The organism is Streptomyces sp. EDA2-14 (genome assembly GCF_054963755.1).
In genome coordinates, this window is sequence record NZ_JBUEGE010000028.1 from 1 (window position 1) to 17,386 (window position 17,386).

Genomic DNA, 17,386 nt, shown 5'->3' on the forward strand with positions numbered 1-17,386 from the left:
TCTACCAGATCCGTTTTCCGTTCCGTTCTCGGTTCGGAATTCATTTCCGGTGGCCGTTGGAGGGCCTTTGCCTTTCGGCGGTGCCGACTTTATCAGAGATTCTGAGTCGGAATTTCCGCCCCGTCGGGTATGTGATCCCGTCGGCTGAGAGCGCCGGGTTCCCCTGAAGCGGAGCCGTAAACGTACTGGAGCGGGGCGCCCCGATGCAAATCGAGGCGCCCCGCTCCTTACGTGCCTCAGACCTCGACGACGACCGGAAGGATCATCGGGCGTCGGCGGTAGGTGTCGGAGACCCACTTGCCCAGCGTGCGGCGGATGAGCTGCTGCAGCTGGTGGGGTTCGACGACTCCGTCCTGGGCCGACTTCTCCAGGACTTCCTGGATCTTCGGGAGTACGGCGTGGAACGCCGAGTCCTCGATGCCGGAACCACGGGCCTGGATGTTCGGGCCGCTGGTGATCTTGCCGGTGCTGGAGTCCACCACCACGAAGACCGAGATGATGCCCTCGTCGCCGAGGATCTTGCGGTCCTTGAGCGCGGGCTCGCCGACGTCGCCGACCGAGAGGCCATCCACGTATACGTAACCGGCCTGGACCTTGCCGGAGATCTTCGCCTTGCCGTCGACGAGGTCGACGACGACGCCGTCCTCGGCGATGACGATGCGGTCGTGCGGGACGCCGGTGAGGGCGCCGAGCTCGGCGTTGGCGCGCAGGTGGCGCCATTCACCGTGGACCGGCATCAGGTTCTTCGGCTTGCAGATGTTGTAGAAGTACAGGAGCTCGCCAGCGGACGCGTGGCCCGAGACGTGCACCTTGGCGTTGCCCTTGTGGACCACGTTCGCGCCCCAGCGGGTCAGGCCGTTGATCACGCGGTAGACCGCGTTCTCGTTGCCGGGGATCAGCGACGACGCCAGGATCACCGTGTCGCCGGAGACGATCCGGATCTGGTGGTCGCGGTTGGCCATGCGGGACAGGGCCGCCATCGGCTCGCCCTGCGAACCCGTGCAGACCAGGACGACCTCGCTGTCGGGGAGGTCGTCGAGCGTCTTGACGTCCACGACGAGACCGGCGGGGACCTTCAGGTAGCCGAGGTCGCGGGCGATGCCCATGTTGCGGACCATCGAGCGGCCGACGAAGGCGACCCGGCGGCCGTACTCGTGCGCGGCGTCCAGGATCTGCTGGATGCGGTGCACGTGGCTGGCGAAGGACGCGACGATGATCCGCTTCTGGGCGCTGGCGAAGACGCCACGGATCACGTTGGAGATGTCGCGCTCGGGCGGGACGAAGCCCGGGACCTCAGCGTTCGTCGAGTCGGTGAGGAGGAGGTCGATGCCCTCCTCGCCGAGCCTGGCGAAGGTCGGGAGGTCGGTCAGGCGGCGGTCCAGCGGAAGCTGGTCCATCTTGAAGTCGCCCGTGTGCACCGCCATGCCCGCCGGGGTGCGGATGGCGACGGCCAGCGCGTCCGGGATGGAGTGGTTGACCGCGACGAACTCGCAGTCGAAGGGGCCGAGCCGCTCGCGCTCGCCCTCGGCGACCTCGAGCGTGTAGGGGCGGATCCGGTGCTCCTGGAGCTTCGCCTCGATCAGGGCGAGGGTCAGCTTGGAGCCGATCAGCGGGATGTCCGGCTTCTCGCGGAGGAGATACGGGACCGCGCCGATGTGGTCTTCGTGCCCATGCGTCAGGACGATGCCCTCGATGTCGTCGAGGCGGTCCCTGATGGACGTGAAGTCCGGCAGGATCAAGTCGATTCCGGGCTGCTCCTCCTCGGGGAAGAGCACTCCGCAGTCGACGATCAGCAGACGGCCTCCGTACTCGAAGACGGTCATGTTGCGCCCGATCTCACCGAGGCCGCCGAGCGGGGTGACGCGCAGGCCGCCCTTCGGAAGCTTCGGCGGGGCGCCGAGTTCAGGATGCGGATGACTCAAAAGACTCTCCTCAACCACGCGCGCCACGTACCTGTAGGCACGTGGCGCGCATGACGTTCGTGCAATAGCAGTTGTGGTGGTTCCTGGGTCTTGCTGTTCAGTTGTTGATTCTGTTCATTCAGTTGTGGAGCTTTGCCAAGTCTGTGATCAGAGTTGTACCCCGCCGGCAGCAAGATCGATCTTGAGCTGGGCCGTTTCTTCGGGGGTGAGTTCCACGAGGGGCAGGCGGAGCGGTCCCGCGGGGACGCCCTGGAGGCCGAGGGCGGCCTTCGTCGTGATGACACCCTGCGTGCGGAACATGCCGGTGAAGACGGGGAGCAGCTTCTGGTGGATCTCCTTCGCCTTGTGCACGTCGCCGGTCGTGAAGGCGTCGAGCATCGCGCGCAGCTCGGGCGCGACGACGTGGCCGACGACCGACACGAAGCCGCACGCGCCGACCGAGAGCAGCGGCAGGTTGAGCATGTCGTCGCCGGAGTACCAGGCGAGGTCCGAGCGGGCGATGGCCCAGCCGGCACGGCCGAGGTCGCCCTTGGCGTCCTTGTTGGCCACGATGCGCGGGTGCTCGGCGAGGCGGACGATCGTGTCGGTGTTGATCGGTACGCCGCTGCGGCCCGGAATGTCGTAGAGCATCACGGGGAGTTCGGTCGCGTCGGCGATCGCCGTGAAGTGGCGGAGCAGGCCCTCCTGCGGGGGCTTGTTGTAGTACGGCGTCACCGTGAGCAGGCCGTGCGCGCCGGCCTGCTGGGCCTGGCGGGCGAGCTCGATGCTGTGCCGGGTGTCGTTGGTGCCGACGCCCGCGACGACGTGGGCGCGGTCGCCGACGGCCTCGACGACGGCTCGTACGAGATCCGATTTCTCCGCGTCGCTGGTGGTCGGGGACTCGCCGGTGGTGCCGTTGACGACCAGGCCGTCGTTGCCTGCTGCCACCAGGTGGGCGGCGAGCCGCTGCGCGCCGTCGAGGTCGAGTGCGCCATCCGCCGTAAAGGGCGTGACCATGGCGGTGAGGACCCTCCCGAAGGGGGTCTGCGGAGTCGAGGTCGGAGCCATGGGTAACACGCTACTCGCTGCTCAGTACCGGGTCCCCCCTCGGGGGATGTGGCAAGTCCGGACGAATCGCCGACAAGGCCGACAAAGGTGGAGCCCGGCACTGCCTGCTCGGGGGTTCAAGCAGTGCCGGGTCCGTTTGATCAGGCTAGATGAACTTTCCGAAAAGCCGCAATACGGACACATCGGTCGAGTGCCCGTACATCTGTGCCGATGCGGGAACTCTCGGTCGACGCCGGGCCGATCACGGGCGGCCCTGGCCAGGACTCCTGTTCAGGACTCCTGTTCAGGTCCCCTCTTCAGGACTACGGCGCCACGCGGCCGTTGGCGTTGAACGCCGCGTACGTCAGCGGCATGAGCTCGGCCCACTCCGCCTCCATCTTCTCGCCGACCATCTCGATCTCCCGCTGCGGGAACGACGGCACCTTGGCGAGCTCGTGCTGCGTGCGCAGGCCGAGGAAGTGCATCAGGGAGCGCGCGTTGCACGTCGCGTACATCGACGAGAAGAGGCCGACCGGGAGCACCGCGCGGGCCACCTCACGGGCGACGCCCGCGGCCAGCATCTCCTGGTACGCCTCGTACGCCTGGCGGTACGAGTCCTCCATCACGCGGCTCGTCAGCTCCTGCTGCGCCTGCGTGCCCTCGACGAACCGGTACTTGCCCGGGCGGCCCTCCTGGACCAGCTTGCGGTCGGCGTCCGGAACGTAGAACGTCGGCTGGAGCTCCCTGTACCTGCCCGACTCCTCGTTGTACGACCAGCCCACGCGGTGCCGCATGAACTCGCGGAAGACGAAGATCGGGGCGCTGATCAGGAACGTCATCGAGTTGTGCTCGAAGGGGCTGCCGTGCCGGTCCCGCATCAGATAGTTGATCAGGCCCTTGGAGCGCTCGGGGTCCTTCGACAGCTCGTCGATCGACTGCTCGCCGAGCGTCGAGACGCGAGCCGCGAACAGCACGTCGGAGTCGCTCGCGTTGTGCTTCACCAGCTCGACTGTCACGTCGCCGCGGAACGTCGGCTTGAGCTCTTCAGCTGGGGTTTCGGTCATGCTGCCGGGGTCCTTCCGATCACTTCACCAAGGGCGGCGCCCACTCTACGGGCCGCCACTGACAACAGGGCATTCGGCCGCTTCTCACGACGATCTCCGGCGAAGAGGAGCGAAGTTTGGTGAATTTGGTGAAACAGGGCACCCTTTGAAGCGATCGCTCGTCTGTGTAGATGAACACACTTTGTTCGAGCCACTTGAGTCGCTTGAGGAGACGCAGTCCAATGTTCCGTCGGCGCGAGCCCGTACCGTTCGCCTTCATCGCCGAAGCCGACAAGTTCCGCAGCAACGTCACACCGCCCGCACCCGAGCGCCCCTCGACCGGGCAGCGCGCCGTTCGCGCGCTCGCCGGCCTCACCGTCGTGGCCGGCATCGTGGGCTCCCTGCTGATCGGGATGCCGGCCCTGTCGATCGATCAGACGTCGTCGCACGTACAGCAGTCGGAGGCCTCCGACAGTCGCTGACGACCGCCGCCGGTCGCCGGCCCTCCCCCTCCGGACCCCCTGGGGTGGAAGGCGGGTGCGACCCCGGATAGCCTCACCGGGCACAGCCCCCATACCGCGTGGACGAGTGAGGACCCGTCGTGCCCCTGCCCTTCCTGACGGCCGACCGTGCTTTCGACGAGGCCGCGGAGACCCCGCTGCCGTTCGACGACCGCGACCAGTGGCGCCGTCCGTACCGGCCCGGACCCTACCGGGTGGGCGCGGCCGCGATGCTGCTGCTCCTGGCGTCGTACGTACTGTTCGCCTCGGTGATCATCGCCGTCGCCGGTGACACGTCCGCGGCGACGATCTGCGGCGTCCTCGCCGTGCTGATCATCGCGGCGGCGCTGCGGCTGCTCCGGATGGGCACCTGGGTGAGCGCGCGCGGGCTCCGGCACGTCGCCTTCTTCGTCACCCGTACGGCTTCGTGGGACCAGGTCACCACCGCGCGCACGGTGCAGCAGCCCGTGCGCTGGCTCGGGCTGCCCCGCACCGTGCAGGGGCAGGCCCTGGTCCTCGTACAGCGGGATCAGCAGGGGGACCAGACGACGCTGCTCACGAGCCACAACGCGGACTTCCTGGGGCGCGGCACGGCGTTCGACCGAGCCGCCGACAGCATCGAGGTCTGGGCCGAGGAGTACCGCGCGCGCCACTGATGCACGCGCGCGCAGGCGTATCCCTACGACGAAGGGGCCGCACCGGCACGATGCCGGTGCGGCCCCTTCGTCGTACGTAGACCACGGGCCTACGGGGATCAGACGCTCACGGAGCGGCCCTCATGGAGTGCGATCGCGCGCTGCATCGCCTTCCGCGCGCGCGGGGTGTCCCGTGCGTCCCGGTAGGCGACGGCGAGCCTGAACCAGCAGCGCCAATTCCCCGGTTCGTCCTCCGTCTCGGCCCTCCGCCTGGCGAAGACCTCGTCGGCGGAGTCGCGGTCGATGCGGCCGTACTCGTCGCGCCGGAGTTCGTCGACGGGCAGCCCGCCCTCCTCCTCCAGGAGTTCGGCGAGACGGTTGGCCTTGGTGACGAACCGGGTGTTCGCCCAGAGGAACCACACACCGATCACCGGCAGGATCAGCACCGCGACGCCGAAGGTGATCGTCAGCGCCGTGCCCTGCTGGATGAGCATGACGCCGCGGTCGCCGGCCAGGACGAAGTAGAAGACCAGGACCAGGGCCGTGACGGCGTAGGTGATTTTCGCGCGCATCGCAGCAGGTCAGCCGTTCAGATCGAGGAAGTGTTCCAGGCCGAAGGTGAGGCCGGGAGTGGACACGACCTTGCGGGCGCCGAGCAGGATGCCCGGCATGAAGCTGCTGTGGTGCAGCGAGTCGTGCCGGATCGTCAGCGTCTCGCCCTCACCGCCCAGCAGGACCTCCTGGTGCGCCAGGAGGCCGCGCAGCCGGACGGAGTGGACCGGGATGCCGTCGACGTCCGCGCCGCGCGCCCCGTCGAGCGCGGTGGCCGTGGCGTCGGGCTGCGGGGCGCTGCCCGCCTTCTCCCGCGCCGCGGCGATCAGCTGGGCGGTGCGGCCGGCCGTGCCCGAGGGGGCGTCGACCTTCTTCGGGTGGTGCAGCTCGATGACCTCGACGGACTCGAAGTAGGGCGCTGCCGCCTCCGCGAACTTCATGGTCAGGACCGCTCCGATGGAGAAGTTCGGCGCGATGAGCACGCCGGTCTCCGGGGCGTCCGCCAGCCACTGGTTCAGCTGCGCGAGGCGCTCGTCGGTCCAGCCCGTCGTGCCGACGACGGCGTGGATCCCGTGGCGTGCACAGAACTCCAGGTTCTCCATCACCGAGTCGGGCGTGGTCAGCTCGACCGCGACCTGGGCCCCGGACTCCACCAGGACGTCCAGCTTGTCGCCGCGGCCGAGGGCCGCGACCAGCTCCATGTCCTCGGCCGCCTCGACGGCCCGTACGGCCTCGGAACCGATGCGGCCCTTGGCTCCGATGACCGCCACGCGCAGCTTGCTCATGTTCTCCGTGATCCTTACGTGAGGGTCGGTTACGCGACCGCTTCGTGCAGGCGCGAGGCCTGCTTGTCCTTGAGCGGACCGATGACCGACAGGGACGGGCGCTGTCCCAGGATGTCGCGTGCGACCGCGCGCACGTCGTCCGGGGTCACCGCAGAGATGCGCTCCAGCATCGCGTCGACCGACATCTGCTCGCCCCAGCACAGCTCGCTCTTGCCGATGCGGTGCATGAGCGCCCCGGTGTCCTCCAGGCCGAGGACCGTGGAACCGGCGAGCTGGCCGATGGCTCGGCTGATCTCGTCGTCGCTGATGCCGTGCTCGGCGACCTGGTCGAGCTCGTCGCGGCAGATCTTCAGCACATCGTGCACCTGGCTCGGCCTGCAGCCGGCGTAGACGCCGAACAGTCCGCAGTCGGCGAAGCCCGCCGTGTACGAGTACACGCTGTACGCCAGGCCGCGCTTCTCCCGGACCTCCTGGAAGAGCCGGGACGACATGCCGCCGCCGAGCGCCGTGTTGAGCACGCCCATGGCCCAGCGGCGGTCGTCGTGGCGGGACAGGCCCGGCACGCCGAGGATGACGTGGGCCTGCTCGGTCTTGCGGCCGAGGAGCTCCATCCGCCCGGCGGCGCGCAAGGTCTTGCGGCCGGCACGCGGGCCCAGGGGCGCCGCGGGCGCGGCGTCGAAGCCGGCCCTGTCGAAGGCGGCGCGAACCTGCCGGACGACCTTGTTGTGGTCGACGTTGCCCGCCGCGGCCACGACCAGGTGCGTCGGGTCGTAGTGCTTCTTGTAGAAGCGCGTGATCTGGTTCCGGCTCAGCGCGTTGATCGTGTCGACGGTGCCGAGGACCGGGCGGCCGAGCGGGGTGTCCCCGAGCATGGTGTGCGCGAACAGGTCGTGCACGCAGTCACCCGCGTCGTCCTCGGTCATCGCGATCTCTTCGAGGATCACGCCGCGCTCGGCGTCGATCTCCTCCTGCTCGATGAGCGAGCCGGTCAGCATGTCGCAGACGACGTCGATGGCGAGCGGCAGGTCGTTGTCGAGCACACGCGCGTAGTAGCAGGTGAACTCCTTCGCCGTGAAGGCGTTCATCTCGCCGCCGACCGCGTCGACGGCCGCGGAGATGTCGAGGGCACTTCTGCGGGACGTGCCCTTGAAGAGCAGGTGCTCCAGGTAGTGCGTCGCGCCGTTCAGCGTCGGCGTCTCGTCGCGCGAGCCGACGTGCGCCCAGATGCCGAACGTGGCCGAGCGGACCGAGGGCAGGGTCTCGGTGACGATGCGCAGGCCGTTCGGCAGCGTCGTCTTGCGGACCGTGCCGGCGCCGCCTGCGCCCTTGATGAGGGTTTGGGTACGGGCGACGGCCCGCCCCTCCGAAGAGGTGCGGGCCGTCGTCTTGGTGCTACGGGACGTCACTTGTCGGCGTCGTCCTTCTTCGCCTCGTCGCCTTCCTCGCCCTCGACCACGGGGATGAGGGAGAGCTTGCCGCGGGAGTCGATCTCGGCGATCTCGACCTGGACCTTCTGGCCCACACCGAGGACGTCCTCGACGTTCTCCACGCGCTTGCCGCCGGCGAGCTTGCGGATCTGCGAGATGTGCAGCAGACCGTCCTTGCCCGGGAGCAGCGACACGAACGCACCGAAGGTCGTCGTCTTCACGACGGTGCCCAGGTAGCGCTCGCCGACCTCCGGCATGGTCGGGTTCGCGATGCCGTTGATCGTGGCGCGGGCGGCCTCGGCGGCCGGACCGTCGGCGGCACCGATGTAGATCGTGCCGTCGTCCTCGATCGTGATGTCGGCGCCGGTGTCCTCCTGGATCTGGTTGATCATCTTGCCCTTCGGGCCGATGACCTCACCGATCTTGTCGACCGGGATCTTGACCGTGATGATCCGCGGCGCGTTCGGGGACATCTCGTCCGGGACGTCGATCGCTTCCATCATCACGTCGAGGATGTGGAGGCGGGCGTCCTTGGCCTGCTTGAGGGCGGCGGCCAGGACGGAGGCCGGGATGCCGTCGAGCTTCGTGTCCAGCTGGAGGGCCGTGACGAAGTTCTTCGTGCCGGCGACCTTGAAGTCCATGTCACCGAAGGCGTCCTCGGCACCGAGGATGTCGGTGAGGGCGACGTAGTGCGTCTCGCCCTTGATCTCCTGCGAGATCAGGCCCATGGCGATACCGGCGACGGGGGCCTTGAGCGGCACACCGGCGTTCAGCAGCGACATGGTGGAGGCGCAGACGGAGCCCATGGACGTCGAGCCGTTGGACCCGAGGGCCTCGGAGACCTGGCGGATCGCGTAGGGGAACTCCTCGCGCGTCGGCAGGACCGGCACGATCGCGCGCTCGGCGAGCGCGCCGTGGCCGATCTCGCGGCGCTTCGGGGAGCCGACGCGGCCCGTCTCACCGACGGAGTACGGCGGGAAGTTGTAGTTGTGCATGTAGCGCTTGCGGGTCACCGGGGAGAGGGTGTCCAGCTGCTGCTCCATGCGCAGCATGTTCAGCGTGGTGACGCCCAGGATCTGGGTCTCGCCACGCTCGAACAGGGCGGAGCCGTGCACGCGCGGGATGGCCTCGACCTCGGCGGCCAGGGTGCGGATGTCGGTGACACCGCGGCCGTCGATGCGCTTCTTCTCCTTGATGACGCGCTCACGGACCAGGGACTTGGTCAGCGAGCGGTACGCGGCGGAGATCTCCTTCTCGCGGCCCTCGAACTCCGGGAGGAGCTTCTCGGCGGCCAGACCCTTGACGCGGTCCAGCTCGGCCTCGCGCTCCTGCTTGCCGGCGATGGTGAGCGCGGCGGAGAGCTCGGTCTTGACCGCGGAGGTCAGGGCCTCGAGCACGTCGTCCTGGTAGTCCAGGAAGATCGGGAACTCGGCGGTCGGCTTGGCGGCCTTCGCGGCGAGGTCGGCCTGGGCCTTGCACAGCACCTTGATGAAGGGCTTCGCGGCCTCGAGACCGGCGGCGACGACCTCCTCGGTCGGCGCCTCGGCGCCGCCCTCGACCAGCTTGATGGTCTTCTCGGTAGCCTCGGCCTCGACCATCATGATCGCGACGTCGCCGTCCTCAAGGACGCGACCGGCGACGACCATGTCGAAGACGGCGTCCTCGAGCTCGGTGTGCGTCGGGAACGCGACCCACTGGCCGTTGATCAGCGCGACGCGGACGCCGCCGACCGGGCCGGAGAAGGGCAGGCCGGCCAGCTGCGTGGACGCGGACGCGGCGTTGATCGCCACGACGTCGTACAGGTGGTCGGGGTTGAGCGCCATGATCGTGGCGACGACCTGGATCTCGTTGCGCAGGCCCTTCTTGAAGGACGGGCGCAGCGGGCGGTCGATCAGGCGGCAGGTGAGGATGGCGTCCTCGGAGGGACGGCCCTCGCGGCGGAAGAAGCTGCCGGGGATCTTGCCGGCGGCGTACTGCCGCTCCTCGACGTCCACCGTGAGGGGGAAGAAGTCGAGCTGGTCCTTGGGGTTCTTCGAGGCCGAGGTGGCCGAGAGCACCATGGTGTCGTCGTCGAGGTAGGCGACGGCGGAGCCGGCGGCCTGGCGGGCCAGGCGGCCCGTCTCGAAGCGGATGGTGCGGGTGCCGAAGGAGCCGTTGTCGATGACGGCCTCGGCGTAGTGGGTCTCGTTCTCCACTAGCGATCTCTCCGTTTACTTTCGTCTGAATGCGTCTTTTGTCCCGCTCGGCCCGTGTGGCCGGGGGACGGTGTGGAGAAGCGCGCCTGGGATGCGGGCCGGTCTTCGATCGAAGCTCCCGGAAATCCTCTTGCGTCTCCGGGGGCCACTACCGAGGACCGGCGGCGGCGTGAGGACGCTTCTCCTCATATGCGTAGTCGTACGTCACCAGACTACAAAGCCTCAGTGACAGTGCGCACGTACGGCAAAGGGAGCGGCCCCCACAATCGGGAACCGCCCCCTCTCACAGCGTCTTATCGGGCGCCGGCCGCACCGCGGCGGATGCCGAGGCGCTCGACCAGCGTACGGAAGCGCTGGATGTCCTTCTTGGCCAGGTACTGCAGCAGGCGGCGACGCTGGCCGACCAGGATGAGCAGGCCACGACGCGAGTGGTGGTCGTGCTTGTGCGTCTTGAGGTGCTCGGTCAGGTCCGAGATGCGGCGGGAGAGCATGGCGACCTGGACCTCGGGGGAGCCGGTGTCGCCCTCCTTGGTGCCGAACTCGGTCATGATCTGCTTCTTCGTAGCGGTGTCGAGAGCCACGCTTACTCCTCGTAGAGTCTGATTGCCGCCGAGTGCCCCTGGTCTACATCTCAGGAGAGCTTCCACAACTCGGGAGGCGGGGATCCGCTGGGCGCTGCCCCCAGGAGAGTCCTGCTGCCGGGGGCGCGTACACAAACGGCCGTCACACAGCGTACCAGCAGCCCGGCGGCCGCTCTCACAGCGGCCGACCGGGCGGCGGATCAGCTGACCATGCTGCGCACCTGCGTGTAGAGACCGAGCACCGCGAGGCACAGCGGTACGAGGGTCAGCAGCACGAAACCGTCGAACAGGTCGAGCATGCGACCCCAGAAGGGGGAGACACCCTTGCGCGGCACGGACAGGCCGACGATCACGAGAAGGGCCGCTCCCCCGCCGATCGCGGCGGCGAACCACAGGATGTGGATGTTGAGCGGGGCGCTGTCGCCCTGCAGGAAGCTCTGCAGGAGGGACTGCGGGGTGTTCAGGGTCACGCCGAGGATCAGCAGGCCGAGAATGACCAGACCGCCGACGACCAGGGACGCGACCTGCGCGGTGTAGTCGAACAGACGGGCGCGCAGCATGACGGCGATACCGGCGGCCAGGGCGAGCAGCTGCGCCCAGACGTTGTCGGAGAAGCCGAGGACCACGCCGGCCGAGGCGACGGCGAGGGCCGCGCAGCCGATGACGAGACCGAGGAGCAGCTCGTGGGCGCGGCGGACCTGGGCGCCGATGCGGTCGAAGTCGACGTGCTCCTCCTCGTCGCGCCCGTAGTCACGGCCCTGGGAGATCTGGTCCGGCGAGCGGTAGCCGATGGGCAGCCGGGCGGAGCGGGCCGAGAGGCCGGGCAGCCAGGCCATCGCGATGATCGCGACGACGGCGGTGACGGCGGCGACCTCGCTCGGCGAGGCCTCGGTCATCAGTGCGCCGAACGTGGCGAGCGCACCGACCGCCGAGCCCAGGGCGGCGGCGACGAACACGGCGTCGCCGTGCGGCAGCAGCACCACGAGCAGCGCGGAGGCGATGAGCACCACGACGCAGCCGGACAGCAGCTGGAGGCGGCCCGGGCCGGAACCGGTGTCGGTCGGGAAGATCCCGGAGCCGGCGATCAGCAGGTGCGGCAGGGCGGCGAGGCCCAGCGAGGTGGACGCGGCACGGTCGTCGTACACCCGCGCGCGGACGACGGCGAGGGCCACGAGGAGCACGCCGACGACACCGGCGATGATGCCGGGCAGGCTGTGCATGTCGCGGGTGATCGGGTTCGAGAACCAGAGGGCGAACGCCATGAGCGTCAGCAGCAGGACGCCGGCGCCGAGACCGACGACGCTCATCAGGCCGTCGCTCCAGCGGCGCCGGTCGCGGCGGACCGCGGAGGCGACCGCGTCGGAGACGTCGTCGAAGACGGCGGCGGGCAGCGACTCGGAGAACGGGCGCAGCAGCAGCACGTCGCCGTCGAGGACCCGCTGGTCGGCGAGGGAGCGGCCGGCGTCGAGGACGGTGCCGTCCCGGCGGACCAGGTGGTACCCGGTGGGGTCGCCCTCGGCCTGACTCTGACCGGAGAGCTGGAGGATCTCCGGGTAGATGTCGGCCAGGGCGGCGTCTTCGGGCAGGGCCACATCGATACGTGCGTCCGGTGCGGCGACGGTGACCCGGCAGAAGCCGGTCCCGCCTCCGGCAAGAGCTGTGGTGCTCACCTCGCGGTTCCCCCTAATGTCATGACTTGGCGTGGTATCGGTGCGGCGGCGCGGAGTTCGGACGGCGTCACGCGCGGTGCGACAGCGTAGCGCCCTGACCCCATCTCACCCCACAGGCCCCGGCACTTGACCAGAGTCAGTAGGATCACCGGGCACGCCGGAGGTCCTTGCCTCCGGCCTTGAGGTACCGCCAGTAACGGGGGCGGTCCGACATGTCCCGATGTGCACGACATCTATGTGCGCTGAACTGATCGACGACTGAAGATTTAAGGACTGGTGCCTCGGTGAGCACGGTCATCGTCAAGCGACCGCCTCGGGTGTTGCCACCCGACGTTCCGACGGACGAGGTGCGTCTCGAACCGCCACCCGAACTGGCGCGGGCCGAAGACCAGAACCTGATGATGAGCCTTCTGCCCATGCTGGGCATGGGCACGTCATCGGCGTTCTTCTTCACGTCCGGCCAGTCGATCATGAAGATCATGGGTGGCGTCATGATCGCCTCCACCCTGGCCATGGCGTTGACGCAGCTGATCAAGGCGCGGCAGGGCGGCGGGGCCGAGATGGCCCAGGAACGCCAGGACTACCTCAAGTACTTGACCCAGGTCCGGCGTGACGTGCGCAAGACCGCGCGCATGCAGCGCGACGGGCAGTACTTCCTGCACCCCAACCCCGAGCAGCTGTGGGCGCTGGTCGCCGAGGGCCGCCGGGTGTGGGAACGAAGGTCGAGCGACTCGGACTTCACCCAGGTCCGACTCGGGCTCGGACCACAGCAGTTGGCGACACCGCTGATGGCGCCGGAGACCGCGCCGCTGGATGAGCTGGAACCGCTCACCGCGCACGCGATGAAGTCGTTCCTGGAGACCCACGGCACGCTGGACTCGCTGCCGCTCGCCGTGTCGCTGCGCTCCTTCTACCACGTGAGCGTCTCCGGCGATCCGGACACCACGTACGGCGCCGCCCGCGCCATCCTCTCCCAACTGTGCACCCTGCACTCCCCCGAGGACCTGCGGGTCGCCGTGGTGGCCTCGCCCGGCGCCATGGCCGAGTGGGAGTGGACGAAGTGGCTGCCGCACGTGCAGCACAGCACCACGGACGGCGCCGGCTCGCAGCGCGTCATCGTCGGCGACCTCGGCGAGGTCGAGGACATGCTCGCCGACGAGTTGGAGGGCCGCGGCCGGTTCAACCCGCAGGGCACGCCGGTCGTCGACCAGCCGCACCTCGTCGTCGTCATGGACGGCGGCGGCATCCCCGACGAGTCGCTCATCGCGGGCGCCGAGGGCCTTCAGGGCGTCACCATCCTCGAGGTGGTCCCCGGCATCGTCGAGGAGCTGCGCGGATCGCTGTCCGTGCAGGTCCAGCCCGGCAGCCTGCTGCTCGAATCGCAGGGCGGCACCCAGTACACCGGCGTCTGCGACACCCTGTCGCTCACCGAGGCCGAGGCGCTCGCGCGCCAGCTCGCGCCGCTGCGCGCCGGTTCGGCGGACGGCGACGAACCGCTCCTGGCCAACCTGGACTTCACCGAGCTGATGGGCATCGGCGACGCCGGTTCGGTGGACGTCGGGCGCACCTGGCGGCCCCGCACCCTGCACGAGCGACTGCGTGTGCCGCTCGGTGTGGACCGCGACGGCCAGCCCGTCATGCTCGACATCAAGGAGGCCTCGCAGGAGGGCATGGGCCCGCACGGCCTGTGCGTCGGCGCCACCGGTTCCGGTAAGTCCGAGGTGCTCCGCACGCTCGTGCTCGCCCTCTCGGTGACGCACTCCTCCGAGACGCTGAACTTCATCCTCGCGGACTTCAAGGGTGGCGCGACCTTCGCGGGCATGTCCGAACTCCCGCACGTCGCCGCCGTGATCACCAACCTGGCCGACGACCTCACCCTGATCGACCGCATGCGCGACTCGATCACCGGTGAGCTCCAGCGCCGCCAGGAGCTGCTCCGCTCGGCGGGCAACTACGCGAACATCACCGACTACGAGAAGGCCCGCGCGGCCGGCGCCCCGCTGGACCCGCTGCCCTCCCTCGTCATGGTTCTCGACGAGTTCTCCGAACTCCTCACCGCGCGCCCCGACTTCATCGACATGTTCATCCAGATCGGCCGCATCGGCCGATCCATGGGTGTGCACATGCTCCTCGCCTCGCAGCGCCTGGAAGAGGGCAAGCTGCGCGGCCTGGACACCTTCCTGTCGTACCGGATCGGTCTGCGTACGTTCTCGGCCGCCGAGTCCCGTACCGCGATCGGCGTCCCCGACGCGTACCACCTGCCGAACGTCCCCGGCTCGGGCATCCTCAAGTACGACACCGAGACGATGATCCAGTTCAAGGCCGCGTACGTCGGTGGTGTCTACCGCGCCGGCGGCGGCGGTGGCGGCGGCTCGCGCACCCACCGGCAGCCGGTGCTCTTCACGGCCGCGCCCGTGGCCGAGCAGATCATCCACGAGCCGGAGCCCGAGGTCGTACCCGACCAGGTCGACGACGCGCTCGCGGACACCGTCCTCGACGTGATCGTGGCCCGCATGGTCGGCCAGGGCCCGCCCGCCCACCAGGTGTGGCTGCCGCCGCTGGAGGAGTCCCCCTCGGTGGACTCGCTGCTCCCGCCGCTCTCCACGACCCCGGAGCGCGGTCTGCACGCCCCGGACTACCCGGCGCTCGGCAAGCTGGTCGTGCCGATGGCCCTGGTCGACAAGCCGTTCGAGCAGCGTCGCGACATCCAGTACCTGGACTTCTCCGGTTCGGCCGGTCACGGTCTCGTGGTCGGTGGTCCGCAGTCCGGAAAGTCGACGCTGATCCGGTCGGTCATGACCTCGTTCGCGCTCACCCACACCCCGTCCGAAGTGCAGTTCTACTGCCTGGACTTCGGTGGCGGCGGCATGCTCGCGATGGAGGGGCTGCCGCACGTCGGCGGCGTCGCCTCGCGCCTCGACTCCGAGAAGGTGCGCCGTACGGTCGCCGAGGTGCGCGGCATCCTCAACGAGCGCGAGGAGTTCTTCCGCGCCAACAGCATCGACTCCATCGCCACGTACCGCTCGCGGCGCGCCGCCGGGCAGTACCCGGACCAGCGGTGGGGCGACGTCTTCCTCGTCATCGACGGGTGGGCGGCCTTCAAGACCGACTACGAGCAGCTCGACCCGGTCATCCTCGACCTGGCCTCCCGCGGCCTCGGCTTCGGTGTCCACCTGGTCATCGGCTCCGGCCGCTACACCGAGGTCCGGCCCGCGCTGCGCGACCAGCTCCTCAACCGCGTGGAGCTCAAGCTCGGCGACCCGATGGAGTCGGAGTTCGACCGCAAGAAGATGGAGGCCGTGCCGCTCGGCATGCCCGGCCGCGGTCTGACCCCCGACAAGCTCAGCTCGCTCGGCGGACTGCCCCGCATCGACGCCTCGTCCGACGTGTCGACTCTCGGCCAGGCCATCGAGCACATGGTGACGACGGTCTCCGAGCACTGGCAGGGCCCGCCGGCCCCGCAGGTGCGGATGCTGCCGACCAAGCTGCACATCAGCGAGATCCCCAAGGGCAGCGACTTCCCGGAGCGCGGTGTCGCGATCGGTGTCGACGAGACGACGCTCTCGCCGTCGTTCATCGACTTCGAGAACGACCCGCTGATGGTGGTCTACGGCGAGTCCGAGTCCGGCAAGTCCGCGTTCCTGCGCATGATCGCCAAGCAGATCTCCGAGCGGTACGCGACCGACAAGGCGCTCATCGTCGCCGGTGACTACCGGCGCGCGCACCTGAGCGAGCTGCCCGAATCGCACCTCTACAAGTACTGCGCCTCGGGCCCGCAGCTCCAGGAGGTCGTCACCGGCCTCGCGGGCTCCATGGGCCGCCGTATGCCGGGTCCGGACGTCACGCCGGAGCAGCTGCGCAACCGGTCCTGGTACGACCTCCCGGACGCGTTCGTCATCGTCGACGACTACGACCTGGTGGCCACCAGCTCCGGCAACCCGCTGCAGTCGCTGCTCGAGTACCTGCCGTTCGCCCGCGACCTGGGCCTGCGCGTCATCGTCGCGCGCAGCTCCTCCGGTGCGGCACGTTCGTCCTTCGAGCCGGTCATGCAGCGCATGAAGGAGCTCGGCGCGACGGGCCTCGTCCTCTCCGGCGACCCGGCCGAGGGCCAGATCTTCGGCCCGCTCAAGCCGCAGAAGCTGCCGCCTGGCCGAGGCATGCTCGTCACCCGCAAGGGCGGCGCGCAGTTGGTGCAGACGGCTTGGCTGCCGATGCGCAGCGGCTGATGCCCGCGTAGTACGTGCAAGCAGTACGGCGCCGGTGATCGGGAGAACCGATCACCGGCGCCGTTCTTGCAACCAGCCCTGAGGAGACGGAAGTTGACCACCGCGCCGCACACCGCCGACGAGGCCCTCGCGATCGCCCGGACGACGTTCCGGCCACTGTGCGCGGACGGAACACCGGCCACGCTCAACGTCCAGGAATTCGACCTGGGCTTCCTGATCCACGCGACGTTCCCGCCGACGGAACCGCCTTCGTACGGCGGCAGCCACCTGGTCGTCTCCAAGACGGACGGGTCGACGACACCCGTCCCGAACTTTCCGCCGCAGTCGGCGATCGATCTTTATCGGCGGATGGTGGGGCGGGGCTAGCTCGGGCAGGGCTGGCGAGGCCCGGTGTCAGACGGCCTGGCCGACGCCGATGACGAGCAGCGCGCCAACCATCAGCCACAGCCCCGTACGGCCCATGCCGCCGGGTCCGCGCAGGGCGAGCCACAGCGCGCCGCAGCCGGCGACCACGCCCACGGCGTTGGCGGCCAGCGCGACCGCTCCGGCGTTTCCGACGGCCTGTCCGACGAGTGCGGCGACGGCCGCCACGAGGAAGACAACCGCGCAGGCGATGCCGCGCAGGCGCTCGCGTCGCGCAGCCTCGGCGACCCGTTCCTGCTCCTCGGCGAGCGCGCGCTCCTCCGGCGGAAGCTCGGTCTCCCACTTGCGCGAGAAGTCCGCCTCCCACTGCAGGCCGCTGCTGTCTCCACCCGTGCGTGTCATGCCCGCGACCCTAGCCGACGGGCCGCACGCGGCTCACATCACGAGTGAGAGGCCGGGAG

General features: G+C 69.2%; 14 protein-coding genes. 4 read left to right on the forward strand and 10 right to left on the reverse strand.

Annotated elements, in window-relative coordinates; translation table 11 throughout:
• Positions 1 to 236: 236 nt before the first annotated feature.
• The 3 genes from ACY34M_RS38790 to thyX form a co-directional block, all read right to left on the reverse strand.
• Positions 237 to 1,922 (reverse strand): ribonuclease J, encoded by a 1,686-nt coding sequence (locus tag ACY34M_RS38790; RefSeq protein WP_462723158.1) that lies wholly within the window; start codon positions 1,920 to 1,922, stop codon positions 237 to 239.
• A gap of 147 nt (positions 1,923 to 2,069) precedes the next feature.
• Complete coding sequence (gene dapA / locus ACY34M_RS38795) at positions 2,070 to 2,969, reverse strand: 4-hydroxy-tetrahydrodipicolinate synthase (protein WP_462723157.1); 900 nt, start codon at positions 2,967 to 2,969, stop codon at positions 2,070 to 2,072.
• 302 nt (positions 2,970 to 3,271) lie between these two features.
• A complete protein-coding gene (thyX, locus tag ACY34M_RS38800) occupies positions 3,272 to 4,012 on the reverse strand; it encodes an FAD-dependent thymidylate synthase (protein ID WP_462723156.1) in 741 nt (246 codons plus the stop codon).
• 221 nt (positions 4,013 to 4,233) lie between these two features.
• Here thyX and ACY34M_RS38805 point away from each other — a divergent pair, with 221 nt between their 5' ends.
• Together ACY34M_RS38805 and ACY34M_RS38810 are read left to right on the forward strand one after the other, a co-directional pair.
• The gene (locus tag ACY34M_RS38805; protein WP_462723155.1) at positions 4,234 to 4,473 is read left to right on the forward strand and encodes a hypothetical protein; all 240 of its coding nucleotides are present in this window, start codon (positions 4,234 to 4,236) and stop codon (positions 4,471 to 4,473) included.
• Between the two features lie 119 nt (positions 4,474 to 4,592).
• Positions 4,593 to 5,147 (forward strand): hypothetical protein, encoded by a 555-nt coding sequence (locus tag ACY34M_RS38810; protein WP_462723154.1) that lies wholly within the window; start codon positions 4,593 to 4,595, stop codon positions 5,145 to 5,147.
• Positions 5,148 to 5,245: 98 nt separating this feature from the next.
• On the opposite strand, the gene ACY34M_RS38815 is transcribed toward ACY34M_RS38810, so the two are convergent.
• The 6 genes from ACY34M_RS38815 to eccD all read right to left on the reverse strand — a co-directional run bounded on the left by ACY34M_RS38815 (position 5,246) and on the right by eccD (position 12,336).
• Entirely contained in the window at positions 5,246 to 5,698 is a 453-nt protein-coding gene (locus ACY34M_RS38815) for a hypothetical protein (protein WP_462723153.1), read from the reverse strand.
• Between the two features lie 9 nt (positions 5,699 to 5,707).
• Positions 5,708 to 6,463, reverse strand: a complete 756-nt coding sequence (gene dapB, locus ACY34M_RS38820) for a 4-hydroxy-tetrahydrodipicolinate reductase (protein ID WP_462723152.1) — start codon at positions 6,461 to 6,463, stop codon at positions 5,708 to 5,710.
• A gap of 29 nt (positions 6,464 to 6,492) precedes the next feature.
• Positions 6,493 to 7,869, reverse strand: coding sequence for a M16 family metallopeptidase (locus ACY34M_RS38825; RefSeq protein WP_462723151.1), 1,377 nt, complete (start codon positions 7,867 to 7,869; stop codon positions 6,493 to 6,495).
• A complete protein-coding gene (locus ACY34M_RS38830; RefSeq protein ID WP_462723150.1) occupies positions 7,866 to 10,085 on the reverse strand; it encodes a polyribonucleotide nucleotidyltransferase in 2,220 nt (739 codons plus the stop codon). Before ACY34M_RS38830 ends, ACY34M_RS38825 begins: the two co-directional genes overlap by 4 nt.
• 293 nt (positions 10,086 to 10,378) lie before the next feature.
• Positions 10,379 to 10,666 (reverse strand): 30S ribosomal protein S15, encoded by a 288-nt coding sequence (gene rpsO, locus ACY34M_RS38835; protein WP_306323305.1) that lies wholly within the window; start codon positions 10,664 to 10,666, stop codon positions 10,379 to 10,381.
• Positions 10,667 to 10,866: 200 nt separating this feature from the next.
• Positions 10,867 to 12,336, reverse strand: a complete 1,470-nt coding sequence (eccD, locus tag ACY34M_RS38840) for a type VII secretion integral membrane protein EccD (RefSeq protein WP_462723149.1) — start codon at positions 12,334 to 12,336, stop codon at positions 10,867 to 10,869.
• Between the two features lie 284 nt (positions 12,337 to 12,620).
• Between eccD and eccCa the strand changes: the two genes are divergently transcribed.
• Complete coding sequence (gene eccCa, locus ACY34M_RS38845; RefSeq protein ID WP_462723148.1) at positions 12,621 to 16,562, forward strand: type VII secretion protein EccCa; 3,942 nt, start codon at positions 12,621 to 12,623, stop codon at positions 16,560 to 16,562.
• Positions 16,563 to 16,655: 93 nt separating this feature from the next.
• Entirely contained in the window at positions 16,656 to 16,928 is a 273-nt protein-coding gene (locus ACY34M_RS38850) for a hypothetical protein (protein WP_462723147.1), read from the forward strand.
• Positions 16,929 to 16,955: 27 nt separating this feature from the next.
• Here ACY34M_RS38850 and ACY34M_RS38855 read toward each other — a convergent pair whose 3' ends face one another.
• Positions 16,956 to 17,327 carry a hypothetical protein gene (locus ACY34M_RS38855; protein ID WP_462723146.1) on the reverse strand — a complete coding sequence of 124 codons (372 nt, stop codon included), beginning with the start codon at positions 17,325 to 17,327 and terminating at the stop codon, positions 16,956 to 16,958.
• Positions 17,328 to 17,386: the final 59 nt, after the last annotated feature.